We start from the raw sequence: 12,793 nt of genomic DNA, 5'->3' as shown, positions 1-12,793 counted from the left end.
GCTAGGTAAGGCTTACCTAATGTGAATCTTGGGTCAAGTCCTGGTGTCGTTACCGTGCCTCTATCGTGACCAGCCGCTTTCCGTCCGCGGTGCGGATCTCGTACCTAAGGATCTGGTCGGGGTGCATCGAGGCGGCGCCCATCGTGGTGGTGGGCCGGCTGCCGTCGCCGCGGTTGGTCCAGCCTGCGACGACCTGTTCCGTGCCGTCGCTGCCGACCGCGACCAGCCGGCAGGTGTGCGCCCCGGAGCCGTCCTTGACCTCCAGGCGCAGATCGCTGCCCCAGTCCTTGTCCGCGGAGGTGACCTGCGCCCACACCCCGGTCCGCGGATCGGTCGCCGCCCTGACCTCGGCGGTCGGTTCCGCGTGGCCGGCGAAGGCCATGATCCCCGGACCGGCCAGGGCGAGCACCACCGAGGCGGCCAGGCCGTACAGCAGCCGGCGGCGCCGTGCCCGCTGCCGCCGCGCCAGGTCGCCGAGCAGCCGGTCGAGCAGCCGGGGACCGGGCTGTGCCATGGGGTGCACGAAGCGCGGCGTGGCCCGGCGGTAGAGCATCAACTGCCGGGTCGTGGGCCCGAATTCGGTCACGTGTGCCGCGCACTGAGGGCACTCCATGAGGTGGTCCTCGAAGCGGAAGGCCTCCGCCTCGCCGAGCACGCCGAGCGCGTATGCGCCGACGTCGCGATGCCTTTCCAGGGACCTCATGCCGAATCCTCGTGCCGATGGGTGCGGGTGGGGTTACTCCTTGCTCCCACCCGTACGCAGCCGATCGCCGAATCACTCAAGGCGCGCACAGAATCACGGTCAAGAGATTCGGAGCGGCCCGGCCCGCGGATTGGTGTGAATTCCGGAAGCTTCAGAAGAGATGGATCGCGAGGTGCCCGAGGGGCAGCCCGAGCCGCCAGGCCGGTGTCCAGACCTTCGGCCCGTCGTCCTCGCCGACCACCGCGCCACCGCCCGGCACCGCGTCCAGGTCCGGCGCGAGCAGCTCCGTCTCCTCCAGCCAGCGCCAGGCGTCCGCCGCCAGTGCCAGGTCGGGGGAGGGGGCGCCGGAGCCGGCCGCCCGCTCGGCCAGCTCGGCCATGCGCTCGCGCACCCAGTCCTGCCACGGCTGGTCGTAGGCGGTCAGCGACAGCCAGTTCTCCAGCTGTGAGATCACCCGGATGCCGGAGAGCTCCCCGTCGGTGTCGGACAGGAAGACGGTCAGTGCCAGCGCGTCCCGGCCGGCCCGGAACTCGAAGGACGTCGGTGGCATCAGATCGCCGGTGCGCAGCAGCTCGTCGGCGATGTACTCGGCGTACAGCCAGGCCATGGGGACGGCCAGTTCATCGCCGTCGGTGCCGTCCGTACTCTCGTGTCCTCTGTGCAGCATCCCTTCCTGCCCTTCCTCCAGGTGCGTGCGCGTCGCCCGACCCCCCGGGCCCGCCCCCGCCCGGAACGCGGATGAGGACAGCCCATTGCCCGAACGGGGGCCATAGCAAGGCGCTTTACCGAGGTTTGACCAGGCTTCCGGTTTCACCGCAGGTCGGCCGCATAACCCGGAAGGACCCGGCGCAGGGCGCGCAGCGCGTAGTACGCGCGCGATTTCACCGTACCGGCTGGAATCCCCAGGGTCGTCGCCGCTTCCGTCACACTGGCCCCGAGGAAATACACGAGGATCAGAACGTCACGGTGTTCCGGCGTGAGTGTCTTCACAGCCTCCCGGACATCGAGCATCGCCGCGGCCCGCTCGGCGTGGTCGGCGGTCACCCGCGCGTCCTCGGGAACCTCGTCGCCGCTCTCCGGCGGCCGCGCCTGCCGGGCCCGCCGGGCGTCGATCGCGAGCCGCCGGGCCACGGTGAGCAGCCAGGGTCGTACCGAGTCGAAGTCGTCGGCGTGCAGCGCCTCCGGGTGCTGCCAGGCGCGTACCAGGGTCTCCTGTACCAGGTCCTCGGCGCGCTGCCGGTCTCCGTCGCAGAGCCTGAGCAGCAGGGCGAACAGGGGGCCGCCGTGCTCGCGCTGGAGCGCGGCCAGCTCGTGCTCGGCGGTCGTCGTCCCGGGGGTGAGTGAGGTTCCGGCCGTCATGGCCGTATGGCAGCGCAGGGCGCGGCCGGCGGACAGGGCGCGGAGCCGGTTCTGCGACGGACGGTCGATCGCGTCGGCGAACGGTCGGACGAGCGGTACGCCAGGACACCGGACGGGTTAATGACGCCACCTGGGCCGTTTATCCGGCGCGTCAGATTCATACCCATATGCCCGTCACGGCTTGGTCTGTATATACGACAATCCAGGGGTGAGTTGATGTTCGGACGCAGACAGCAGGTGGCTCTGGCCCTGACCGCCGTCCTCGCGGCCGGGGCCGCCTGCCAGAACCAGCACCGGGAGGAATCCGGCACGCAGGGGCGTTCGGCGCCGTCCGCGGCCGGCGGCTTCACCCTCGTCGCCTCCGGAGACGTCCTGCCGCACACCTCCGTGATCGAACGGGCCTCCTACGACGCCGACGGCGACGGCCACGACTTCCGCCCCATGCTCTCCGGCGTCCAACCGGTCGTCTCCCGCGCCGACCTGGCACTGTGTCACATGGAGACCGTCTACGGCGGCGACGGCGACTACGCGGGCTACCCCCTGTTCAAATCCCCGCCGCAGATCGCCGACGGCCTGGCCGCGACCGGCTACGACGGCTGCTCCACCGCCTCCACCCACGCCCTGGACGACGGTCCCGCCGGCGTCCGGCGCACCCTGGACGCCATGGACCGGGCCGGCCTGCGGCACGCCGGCACCGCCCGCACCGAGGCCGAGGCCCGGACGGTCACGATCCTCCGGGCGGGCTCGGCCAAGGTCGCCCACCTGTCGTACACCTTCGGTACCAACAACATCCCGCTGCCGCCCGGACAGCCCTGGGCGGTCAACCTGATCGACGCCGACCGGATGATCGCCGACGCCCGCGCCGCCCGTCGGGCCGGCGCCGACGTGGTCGTGCTCTCCGTGCTCTGGGGCACCGAATGGCAGGACGAGCCCGACCGGATCCAGCTCTCCCTCGCTCAGCGCCTGACCGCCTCGGCCACGAACGGCCGCCCGGACATCGACCTGATCCTCGGCACCCACGCCCACGTCCCGCAGGCGTACGAGAAGGTCAACGGCACCTGGGTGATCTACGGGATGGGCGACCAGATCGCCGGCGAGATGTACAACGACGACGGCGCCCAGGATTCGCGCGGCAACGAGTCCACGCTCGGCCGTTTCACCTTCGCCCCGCCGGCCCGCCCGGGCGAGCGCTGGCGGGTCACCAAGGCCGAGTTCGTCCCGCAGCTGTACGACCTCGACGCCGGCCGGGTGCTCGACCTCAACCAGGCCATCGCCCGGGGCGCCGACCTGCAGGCGGTGCGCGACCGGATCAGTCAGGTGGTGCTCAGCCGCGGGGCCGCTCAGGACGGCCTGACCATGGCGGAGTGATCAGCGCCTGGTCAGGCGGCGGGCTGCCGGGTGGCCAGCACCGAGCGCCGGTAGGAGTAGCCGAAGTAGATCACGCACCCGATCGCGAACCACACCGCGAACCGCACCCAGGTCTGCCACTGGAGGAACGTGATCAGCCAGACCGAGAAGACGACACCCAGCGCGGGCACGAACGGCATCCACGGCGTCCGGAAGGTGCGCGGCAGCTCCGGCTGCCGGTAGCGCAGCACGATCACCGCCACGCACACCACCACGAACGCCAGCAGGATGCCGATGTTGGTGAGTTCGGCCGCCTGGCCGATCGGCACGAACCCGGCGATGACGGCCGACGCCGCCCCGACGATCCAGGTCACGCGCGTCGGTACGTGCCGCGTCGGGTGCGTCTTGGCGAACCACGTGGGCAGCAGCCCGTCACGGGACATCGAGAACCACACGCGTGTCACGCCCAGCATGAAGGTGAACATCACCGTGAGGATGCCGATGATCGCGCCCACCGCGATCACGTCCGCGAGCGCGCTCAGGCCCACCGACTTGAACGCCGAGGAGAAGCCGCTCTCCGGGTCGATGCCCTTGTAGTTCTGCATGCCCGTCAGCACCAGACAGGCCGCCACGTACAGCACCATCGAGATCGCCAGCGAGTAGATGATCGCCCTCGGCATGTGCCGCTGGGCGTCCTTCGACTCCTCGGCCGCCGTGGACATGGCGTCGTAGCCGAACACCGCGAAGAACACCGTCGCCGCCCCGGTGAACGCTCCGCTGAGGCCGAAGGGGAAGAACGGCTGGTAGTTCGCCGAGTTGATGTGGAGCACCCCCACCGCGATCACCAGCAGCACCACCAGCACCTTCAGCGCCACCACGAACGTCTCGAAGCGGGCCGCGGCGCGGATGCCCAGGTTCAGCAGCCAGGCGATCAGCAGGCAGAGCACGGCCGCGAACAGGTCCACCCGGTGCCCGTGGCCGGTGCCGGGCGCGCCCAGCATCCAGTCGGGCAGGTTCGCGCCCATCGCCTCGACCAGGAAGCCGAAGTAGCCGGAGATGCCGATCGCCACCACGGCCACGATCGCCGTGTACTCCAGAAGCAGGTCCCAGCCGATGAACCAGCCCGCGAACTCGCCGAGCACCGCGTAGCCGTAGGTGTACGCCGATCCCGCCTTCGGGATCAGCCCGGCGAACTCCGCGTACGACAGGGCCGCGCAGGCGCTCGCGACACCGGCGATGAGGAAGGACACGAGCACCGCGGGACCGGCCGTCTGGTGGGCCACCGTGCCGGCCAGTGTGAAGATGCCCGCGCCGATGATGCCGCCCACGCCGATCGCGGTGAGCTGCCAGAGCCCCAGCGACTTGTCCAGGCGGGTGCCCTCGCCGACCTCCGTCTCCTCGATGTGTTCGATGGGTTTGCGGCGGAGAATTCCCTCACCCGCTCGGAGCCTGTCCACGCGCCTCACCTCTTCGCCGACGGCAAACGGCTGACGGCGGATCATGATGTCTCAGCCGGGACCCTCAGGGAAGGCGCCACGCACGGCCCACGCCGGTGTCCACGTCCGGGAGGCCGGCCTCTCCGGCAGCCGGGCGGTGAGATGGGCGTGCAGCGCGGCGAGCCCCGGATGGGGGTTGGCCGCGTCCCACACCAGGGAGTGCGGGTACACCGGCTGCGGGTCGGTCAGCGGGATGCGCCGCAGATCGTGCCCGGCGGGCCACACCAGCCGGGTGTGCCCGCCGACGAAGGTGGCGAGCGAGGACGAGTCGGCGACCGCGTCGAGCAGTGCCTCGATGCCGAAGTTGGGCCCCACGGAGTCGATGGTCAGCCCGAACCCGGCCGCGAGGTCCGCGTAATAGGCCGCCCATTCGGTGCCGTCCACGATGCCCGGCATCCAGATCCGGTGCCCGGCGAGCTGCGCCGGCGTCACCGACCGGGCACCGGCGAGCGCGTGCCCCGGCCCGGTGAGCAGCTGGAGCGGCTCGTCCAGCACCCGAACCGCCCGCAGGCCCTCGGGCAGCGGCCCGGTGACCGCGCGGAACGTCGCGTCGATCGCGCCGGAGCGCACGGCGGCGACGGCCGTGTCCGCGTCGAAGAGCGTCACCACGTCCAGATCCGTCTCCGGGTGGGCCCGGTGGAAGCCGCGCAGCAGGGCCGCCGGGGCCAGCCGTGCCCTGATCACGTCCACACGCAGCGCCCGCCGCCCCGGCCGTACCGAGGCCGCCGCCCGCTCTGCGGCCAGCAGCAGTTCCCGGGCGTGCGGCAGGAACGCCTGCCCGTCGATGGTCGGCTCCGCCCCGCGCGCGGTGCGCGTGAACAACCGCACGCCCAGCTCACTCTCCAGAGCCGCGATCCGCTTGGAGACGGCCTGCTGGGTGATGCCGAGGACGGACGCGGCCTCCTGGAACTGCCCGCTGTCCGCCACGGCGACGAAGGTGCGCACGGCCCTGAGATCCACCAGGCCACCGTACAACCGATGGTTGTGGACGGCCGCCTCGTGGTTGTTTGATCCGGCCCCCGCCCGCTGGTTTTCATATCCCGGGTCAACGGGAGGTTGTGCATGAGGCTGGGGCGGGCGTTCGGGTGGCTGTGGGCCGCGTACACCGTCAGCACCTTCGGCACCTGGCTCGCCTTCGACGCCTTCGCGCTGATCGCCGTCCTCGTGCTGCACGCCGGATCCGTCGAGGTGGCGCTGCTCGCCTCCGCCGGATCGGCGGTCGGCGCGGTGGCCGCCGTACCGCTCGGGCCCTGGGTGGAGTTCCGCCGCAAGCGCCCGGTGATGATCGCGGCCGACCTCGTGCGCTGTGCCGCGCTGCTCACACTCCCGGCCGGCTACGCGCTCGGGATGCTCGGCTTCGGGCAACTGCTGGCCGTCTCCATGGTGGTCGCGGCGGCCGACATCACCTTCACCGCCGCCTCCGGTGCCCACCTCAAGGCGCTCGTGCCGTCCTCCGGGCTGCTCACCGCCACCAGCCGGTTCGAGTCCACGACGTGGACCGCCACCGTGCTCGGGCCCCCGCTCGGCGGAGCCGCGATCGGCCTGCTCGGACCGCTGACCACGGTGGCCGCCGACGCCGTCAGCTATCTCCTGTCGGCCCTCGGCATCCGCGCCATCGGCACGGACGAGCCCCACCCCGAGCGCCACCCCGCCGTGACCCGGGCCGCCGACGTCCTCCACGGCTGGCGGCACATCCTCACCAGCCCCGCCCTGCGCCCGCTGTTCTTCAACGTGCTCCTGGTCAACGCCCTGATCATGGCCGGCCTGCCGGTGCTCTCGGTCTTCATGCTCGGCCCGCTCGGCTTCGCGCCCTGGCAGTACGGCCTCGCCTTCGCCGTGCCCTGCCTCGGCGGACTGCTCGGCTCCCGGCTGGCCCGCCCCCTGGCCACCCGCTACGGTCGCCGCCGGGTGCTGCTCACGACGGGCGTGCTGCGCGCCTGCTGGCCCATCGGGCTGGCCTTCGTCGGCCCGGGCGTCCCCGGCCTGCTCGTGGTGATGGTGGTCGAGTCCGGCCTGATCACCTGCTCGGGCGTGTTCAACCCCGTCTACGCCGCCGAGCGCCTGGAGCTGACCCCGGCCGACCGGGTGGCCCGTACCCTGGCCGCCTGGTCGGTCACCGGCAAGGCCGTCACCGCCGCCGTGACCGCCCTGTGGGGCCTGCTGGCCGCCCGCACCGGCCCGCGCACCGCGCTCGCCCTGGCCGGAGTGCTGCTGCTGGCGACCCCCCTGCAGCTGTGGCGCCTCACGGAACGACGGTCACCGGCCAGCGCCCCGCCTTCACCAGCCGGACCGCCACCGAGCCGATGATCCGGTGCCCGGCCTGCTCCGAGGCGCCCACCACCACCGCGTCCGCCTTCAGCTCGTCGGCCGCCCGCACCAGGCCGGTGAAGGGGTCGCCGCGGAAGGTGTGGAACTCCCAGCGCACCTCGAATATCCCCTTGACCCGCTCGGTGGCCTCCCGGATCTGCGCGATCAGGTCCTGGGCGATCTCCTCGGTCGTCTCCGCCACCGGCGCCCCGAGGGCCGCCCCGGCCGCGAGCACCGGCTGCACGTACACCACGGCCAGCAGCGCGTGCTGGCGCCGCGCCAGACCGCCCGCGTACGCGGCGGCGCGCAGCGAGGACTCGGAGCCGTCCACCCCGGCCAGGATCACTTTCGGCCCGTCCGTGCCCCGCTCGAACCGGTGCGGTTGCGCATGCTGCCCCTGCTGCTCCGTCACAAGGCCGAGGCTATCGGAACCACCGGTTCCCACCGCGGGCCGGGGCTGTTCGGCGCTCCGGGCGCTCTCGGCACCCGCGGCCCCGGGGTGTCTCCCGACGGGCGAGCCGCCCGCCCTCTTCCTAGAGTCGGAACCATGACCGGCACCGCGGAGCCCACCGCACGGCGGGACACCACGGCCCCGACACGCCCGCCCGCCGGCGGGCGCCTCGGCTGGGTCCCGGAGGCCTTCGCCACCCTGTTCGCCACGCTCGGCCTGCTGTGCGCCCTGCTCGCGTTCATCGCCCCGCTGCGCCGCCTGCTGCGTCCGGTCGTCCGCACCCTCGACCTGCTGCTCGTCCCCATCAGCGCCAATCTCGCCTACGCCGTCTTCCTGTTCCTGCTGGCCGCCGCCACCGCGGCCCGCAAGAAGGTCGCCTGGTGGCTGGTCGTCGTCTATCTCGGCCTGCTCGTCCTCACCGACGTGCTCGGCGTGGCCGTCGGCGTGTACGCCGAGTCACTGCCGTCCCTGGTGCTGTGCGCGCTGCTGCTGTCCCTGCTGGTGGCCGCCCGACGGGAGTTCTACGCCGCCTCCCGGCGCGGCGCCGTGTGGCGGGCGCTCGCCGTGCTGCTGGCCGGGCTGGCCGTGGCGATCCTGCTCGGCTCGGGCCTGGTGCTGCTCTTCCCGGGCAGCCTGCCGGCGGACCAGCACCTGGCCTGGGCCGCCGACCGGGTGTGCGGCGGGCTCGTCTCCAACAGTTCCTTCGACGGGCGCCCGCCACGCCGGGTCACCTTCGTGCTCGGCCTGCTCGGCGCGCTCGCCCTGCTCAACGCGGCCGCCACCCTCTTTCGCTCCCAGCGCCTGGAAGCCGCCCTGCACGGCGACGAGGAGGCCCGCGTCCGCGCCCTGCTGACGGCGTACGGCGAGCGGGACTCCCTCGGCTACTTCGCCACCCGGCGCGACAAGGCCGTCGTCTTCTCGCCCAGCGGCAAGGCCGCCGTCACCTACCGCGTCGAGGCCGGCGTGTGTCTGGCCAGCGGCGACCCCGTCGGCGACCCGGAGGCCTGGCCGCACGCCATCGACGCCTGGCTGGACGTGGCCCGCCGGTACGCCTGGGCGCCCGCCGTGATGGGGGCCTCCGAGGACGGCGCCCGCGCCTACGCCCGCGCCGGCCTCGGCGCGCTGGAGCTCGGTGACGAGGCCATCGTGCACGTGGCCTCCTTCGACCTGAACGGCCGGGAGATGCGGGTCACCCGGCAGGCCGTGCACCGGGTACGCCGTACCGGGGCCGTCTGCCGGGTCCGCCGCCACGCCTGCCTCACCGAGCGGGAGATGGAGGAGATCGTCGACAAGGCCGACGCCTGGCGGGACACCGAGACCGAGCGCGGCTTCTCCATGGCCCTGGACCGGCTCGGCGACCCCGCCGACGGCGGCTGCCTGCTCGTGGAGGCCCTCGGCGACGACGGCCGGCTGCTCGCCCTGCTCTCCTTCGTCCCCTGGGGCCGCGAGGGCGTCTCCCTCGACCTGATGCGCCGTGACCGGACCGCCCCCAACGGGGTGATGGAGTTCATGGTCAGCGAACTGTGCGCCGCCGCGCCGAAACTGGGCGTGCGCCGTATCTCCCTGAACTTCGCCGTCTTCCGGTCGGTCTTCGAGGAGGGCGCCCGCATCGGCGCGGGACCGGTCCTCAGGCTCTGGCGCCGGCTGCTGCTGTTCTTCTCCCGCTGGTGGCAACTTGAGGCCCTGTACCGCTCCAACGCCAAGTACCGCCCCGAGTGGTACCCGCGCTTCCTCTGTTACGGCGACACCGCCTCCCTCGCCCGCATCGGCCTCGCCTCCGGCATCGCCGAAGGATTCGTGTCCGTACCTTCACTGCACAAACTCTGGGGAAAGGGGCACCCGAGGAGCGGACGGCCGCCCGCCGCCACACCGGGGCTGCCGTCTGCGCCGGTGCTCGGCCTCGACGGAGGGGAGGAGGCCGGGCCCGCCGTCGCCCCGGACGCGGGCCTGCCCGACCAGGTCCGCGTCCGGCACCGCACCCTCGACCGGCTGCGCGTCACCGGCACAGACCCCTACCCGGTGGGCGTGCCGGCACCCACCCACGCCCTGGCCGACGTACCGCCCGACGAGGACGTCACCGTGGCCGGACGCGTCATGCTGGTCCGCGACTTCGGCGGCATCGTCTTCGCCGTGCTGCGCGACTGGTCCGGCGACCACCAGATCGCCCTCACCCGCGACGGCTGCGGCCCGGCACTCGACCGCTTCACCGCCGACACCGACATCGGCGACCACATCACCGCGACCGGCCACACCGGGCTCAGCGACAAGGGCGAGCCGACCGTCTTCGTCACCTCCTGGCAGCTCACCGGCAAGTGCCTGAACGTGCTGCCCGACAAGCGGCGCGGCCTCACGGACCCCGAGGCCAAGGTCCGCCGCCGCCACCTGGACCTGATCACCAGCCCCGAAGCCCGCGCCGTCGTCCGCGCCCGCTCCGCCGCCGTACAGGCCCTGCGCCAGGGCCTGCTGGACCGGGGCTATCTGGAGGTCGAGACCCCGATGCTCCAGCAGATCCACGGGGGCGCCAACGCCCGCCCCTTCACCACCCACATCAACGCCTACGACCTCGACCTTCACCTGCGCATCGCCCCCGAGCTGTATCTGAAGCGGCTGTGCGTCGGCGGCCTGGAGAAGGTCTTCGAGCTGGGCCGCACCTTCCGCAACGAGGGCGTCTCCTACAAGCACAACCCCGAGTTCACGATGCTGGAGGCGTACCAGGCCCACGCCGACTACGACGTGATGCTCGACCTCGCCCGTGAGCTGATCCAGGGCGCCGCGACCGCCGCCTCCGGCTCCCCGGTGGTGTGCAGGGACGGCGCGGAGTACGACATCTCCGGGACCTGGCCGGTCAAGACCGTGTACGGGGCGCTTTCCGAGACGCTCGGCGAGGAGATCGGTCCCGGCACCGAACTGCTGCGGCTGCACCGGCTGTGCGACCGGGCCGGAGTGCCGTACACCGCCGACGACGGGACCGGTGACGTCGTGCTGGAGATGTACGAGCGGCTGGTCGAGCACCGGACCGGACCGCCCACCTTCTACAAGGACTTCCCGACCGACGTCTCCCCGCTGACCCGGCAGCACCGCACCGACCCGCGGCTCGCCGAACGCTGGGACCTCGTCGCCTTCGGCACCGAACTCGGCACCGCCTACTCGGAGCTGACTGACCCCGTCGAACAGCGCCGCCGGCTCACCGAGCAGTCGCTGCTGGCCGCCGGCGGCGACCCGGAGGCCATGGAACTGGACGAGGACTTCCTCCAGGCCCTCGCCTACGCGATGCCCCCGACCGGCGGCCTCGGCATCGGCGTCGACCGGCTCATCATGTTCCTGACCGGCCTGACGATCCGCGAGACGCTCCCCTTCCCGCTCGTACGGCGCCGCTGAACCGGCGCCGCTGGACCGGCTCTGATGACGGGGCCCGCCGGACCGGCAACGATGGACGGGCGCTGAAGTGGGGGGCCCCTGAACGGGCGCCGTTCAACGGGTGGTTCGCTCCGCCGTCCGGGTGCAATCCCGCCGCCGCACCGGTCCCGTTGTGGTGCGCCGGAGTCTGGTGGGGCGACTGATGAGTCATGCAGAAGGATCAGTTGTTCACGCGGCGCCGGATGCTCCTCGCCGGCGCCGCCGCGCTGGGAGCCGCGGGCACCGCCGGAGCCATCCTGGCGGGCGGTGGTGAGGAGACCGCCCGGACCGCCGCGGCCCCCGTCGCCGGTCCGCAGGCCCGCCAGGCGCTCAGGCCCTCCTCCTTCCGGCTCCAGCCGCTCACCGGATACGGCCCGCCGCGTGCCGTGCCCCGCAAGCTCAAGGTGCGCACGGAACCCATCCTCCACGTCTCCGGACGCGGCCGGCGCATGGTGCTGACCTTCGACGACGGCCCCCACCCGGACTACACCCCGCACATCCTGGACACCCTCGCCAAGTACGACGTCCGGGCGATGTTCTTCGTGTGCGGCGAGTGTGTCGTCGAGAACCGGGAACTGCTGGCCCGGATGGCGGACGAGGGCCATGTCGTGGGCAACCACACCTGGACGCATCCGCTGCTGACGACCCTGAGCCGCGGGGCGATCCGCTCCGAGATGGAGAGCACCAGCGACGCCATCGAGGACGCCTACGGCCAGTCCCCGCAGTGGTTCCGCGCCCCCTACGGCGCCTGGAACCGCGCCGCCTTCCAGTTGGGCGCCGAGATGGGCATGGAGCCGATGGCCTGGACCGTCGACACGACCGACTGGGAGGAACCCGGCACGAGCACCATCGTCGACCGGGTGGAGAGCGGCGCCGCTCCCGGTGTCGTGGTGCTCTCGCACGACGCCGGGGGCGACCGTTCGCAGACCGTCCGGGCGATCCGGGAATGGCTTCCCTATCTGATCGACTCCGGATATCACCTCACCGTGCCGCGCCGGCGCCTGTGACGGTCCCGGGCTTTCCCGGCAACTGCCGGACTTCGCCCGCCCGTCCGCGGTGGTTCACATGACCGCGACCAGGCGGGCGAAGACGACGACATTCCCGTTGTAGCCGTTCTGCTTCGAGAATCCGCCACCGCAGGTGATGACCCGGAGTTCCGGTGTCCCCTTCGAGCCGTACACCCGGTTGCCGGGGAAATTGTTCTTCTCGAAGACCTCGACTCCATAGATCTCGAAGACAGCGGTCCGCCCGTCCTGGCGCAGGACCTCGACCTGGTTTCCCTTCTTCAGCGCCCCGAGGCCGTAGAACACGGCGGGACCCTGCTGGTTGTCGACATGGCCGACGACGACCGCGGTGCCCTTTTCCCCCGGCGAGACGGCGCCGGTGAACCAGCCGGCCAGGTCGGGGCGGTTCGGCGGGGGCGCGGCGACCCAGCCGTCCGCGTCCAGCCCGACCGGCACGACAGGCGCGTCCACCTGGATCGCGGGGATGCGGACCCGGTCCACGACGGCGAACGGCAGCGAGACGGGCGCGGGCGCGAAGGTGCCCGATGTGGCGCCGGTGTCCGGGGCCGCCGCCGAGGCGGGCTGCGGCGGTCCGACGTCGAACTCTCCCGAGCCGTTTCGAATGAGCGCCAGGCCGGTCAGCAGAACAAGCGCTATGACGCCCCACGGAGCGCGCCTCTTGCGCCGCTCCTCCTCTTCGGCAAGCTCCGACAGCTTGGACGCAGACATT

11 protein-coding genes are annotated in these 12,793 nt (G+C 72.2%); 4 read left to right on the top strand and 7 right to left on the bottom strand.

Features of this window, described 5'->3' with window-relative positions; translation table 11 throughout:
* Positions 1-49: 49 nt before the first annotated feature.
* The 3 genes from ACZ7DL_RS13055 to ACZ7DL_RS13045 all read right to left on the bottom strand — a co-directional run bounded on the left by ACZ7DL_RS13055 (position 50) and on the right by ACZ7DL_RS13045 (position 2,062).
* Complete coding sequence (locus ACZ7DL_RS13055; protein WP_470773938.1) at positions 50-703, bottom strand: zf-HC2 domain-containing protein; 654 nt, start codon at positions 701-703, stop codon at positions 50-52.
* Between the two features lie 151 nt (positions 704-854).
* Complete coding sequence (locus tag ACZ7DL_RS13050; RefSeq protein ID WP_470773936.1) at positions 855-1,370, bottom strand: hypothetical protein; 516 nt, start codon at positions 1,368-1,370, stop codon at positions 855-857.
* A 143-nt stretch (positions 1,371-1,513) separates the two neighbouring features.
* Complete coding sequence (locus ACZ7DL_RS13045) at positions 1,514-2,062, bottom strand: sigma-70 family RNA polymerase sigma factor (protein WP_470773934.1); 549 nt, start codon at positions 2,060-2,062, stop codon at positions 1,514-1,516.
* Between the two features lie 216 nt (positions 2,063-2,278).
* Here ACZ7DL_RS13045 and ACZ7DL_RS13040 point away from each other — a divergent pair, with 216 nt between their 5' ends.
* Positions 2,279-3,430, top strand: a complete 1,152-nt coding sequence (locus tag ACZ7DL_RS13040) for a CapA family protein (RefSeq protein ID WP_470773932.1) — start codon at positions 2,279-2,281, stop codon at positions 3,428-3,430.
* 11 nt (positions 3,431-3,441) lie between these two features.
* On the opposite strand, the gene ACZ7DL_RS13035 is transcribed toward ACZ7DL_RS13040, so the two are convergent.
* Both ACZ7DL_RS13035 and ACZ7DL_RS13030 read right to left on the bottom strand, forming a co-directional pair.
* Positions 3,442-4,866 carry an amino acid permease gene (locus ACZ7DL_RS13035; protein WP_470773930.1) on the bottom strand — a complete coding sequence of 475 codons (1,425 nt, stop codon included), beginning with the start codon at positions 4,864-4,866 and terminating at the stop codon, positions 3,442-3,444.
* Positions 4,867-4,917: 51 nt separating this feature from the next.
* Positions 4,918-5,865 carry a LysR family transcriptional regulator gene (locus ACZ7DL_RS13030; RefSeq protein ID WP_470773928.1) on the bottom strand — a complete coding sequence of 316 codons (948 nt, stop codon included), beginning with the start codon at positions 5,863-5,865 and terminating at the stop codon, positions 4,918-4,920.
* Positions 5,866-5,967: 102 nt separating this feature from the next.
* Between ACZ7DL_RS13030 and ACZ7DL_RS13025 the strand changes: the two genes are divergently transcribed.
* Positions 5,968-7,212 (top strand): MFS transporter, encoded by a 1,245-nt coding sequence (locus ACZ7DL_RS13025; protein WP_470773926.1) that lies wholly within the window; start codon positions 5,968-5,970, stop codon positions 7,210-7,212.
* On the opposite strand, the gene ACZ7DL_RS13020 is transcribed toward ACZ7DL_RS13025, so the two are convergent.
* Positions 7,148-7,624 carry a universal stress protein gene (locus ACZ7DL_RS13020; protein ID WP_470773924.1) on the bottom strand — a complete coding sequence of 159 codons (477 nt, stop codon included), beginning with the start codon at positions 7,622-7,624 and terminating at the stop codon, positions 7,148-7,150. The two genes, ACZ7DL_RS13025 and ACZ7DL_RS13020, sit on opposite strands and share 65 nt — an antisense overlap.
* Positions 7,625-7,759: 135 nt before the next feature.
* Here ACZ7DL_RS13020 and lysX point away from each other — a divergent pair, with 135 nt between their 5' ends.
* Both lysX and ACZ7DL_RS13010 read left to right on the top strand, forming a co-directional pair.
* The gene (lysX, locus tag ACZ7DL_RS13015; RefSeq protein ID WP_470773922.1) at positions 7,760-11,041 is read left to right on the top strand and encodes a bifunctional lysylphosphatidylglycerol synthetase/lysine--tRNA ligase LysX; all 3,282 of its coding nucleotides are present in this window, start codon (positions 7,760-7,762) and stop codon (positions 11,039-11,041) included.
* 188 nt (positions 11,042-11,229) lie between these two features.
* The gene (locus tag ACZ7DL_RS13010; RefSeq protein WP_470773920.1) at positions 11,230-12,066 is read left to right on the top strand and encodes a polysaccharide deacetylase family protein; all 837 of its coding nucleotides are present in this window, start codon (positions 11,230-11,232) and stop codon (positions 12,064-12,066) included.
* 54 nt (positions 12,067-12,120) lie between these two features.
* Here ACZ7DL_RS13010 and ACZ7DL_RS13005 read toward each other — a convergent pair whose 3' ends face one another.
* Complete coding sequence (locus ACZ7DL_RS13005) at positions 12,121-12,792, bottom strand: class F sortase (RefSeq protein ID WP_470773918.1); 672 nt, start codon at positions 12,790-12,792, stop codon at positions 12,121-12,123.
* Between the last annotated feature and the right edge of the window lies 1 nt (position 12,793).

It is taken from the genome of Streptomyces sp. NPDC036984 (assembly GCF_055607665.1).
Note: the sequence above shows the minus strand (reverse complement) of the source record. Positions and strands in the feature narration are given on the sequence as shown.

Bases quoted from the DNA above. Each gene is read 5' to 3' on its own strand.
- ACZ7DL_RS13040 (WP_470773932.1), top strand. From the start codon at position 2,279: ATGTTCGGACGCAGACAGCAGGTGGCTCTGGCCCTGACCGCCGTCCTC.
- ACZ7DL_RS13050 (WP_470773936.1), bottom strand. From the start codon at position 1,370: ATGCTGCACAGAGGACACGAGAGTACGGACGGCACCGACGGCGATGAA.
- ACZ7DL_RS13005 (WP_470773918.1), bottom strand. From the start codon at position 12,792: ATGTCTGCGTCCAAGCTGTCGGAGCTTGCCGAAGAGGAGGAGCGGCGC.
- ACZ7DL_RS13010 (WP_470773920.1), top strand. From the start codon at position 11,230: ATGCAGAAGGATCAGTTGTTCACGCGGCGCCGGATGCTCCTCGCCGGC.
- lysX (WP_470773922.1), top strand. From the start codon at position 7,760: ATGACCGGCACCGCGGAGCCCACCGCACGGCGGGACACCACGGCCCCG.
- ACZ7DL_RS13055 (WP_470773938.1), bottom strand. From the start codon at position 703: ATGAGGTCCCTGGAAAGGCATCGCGACGTCGGCGCATACGCGCTCGGC.
- ACZ7DL_RS13025 (WP_470773926.1), top strand. From the start codon at position 5,968: ATGAGGCTGGGGCGGGCGTTCGGGTGGCTGTGGGCCGCGTACACCGTC.
- ACZ7DL_RS13045 (WP_470773934.1), bottom strand. From the start codon at position 2,062: ATGACGGCCGGAACCTCACTCACCCCCGGGACGACGACCGCCGAGCAC.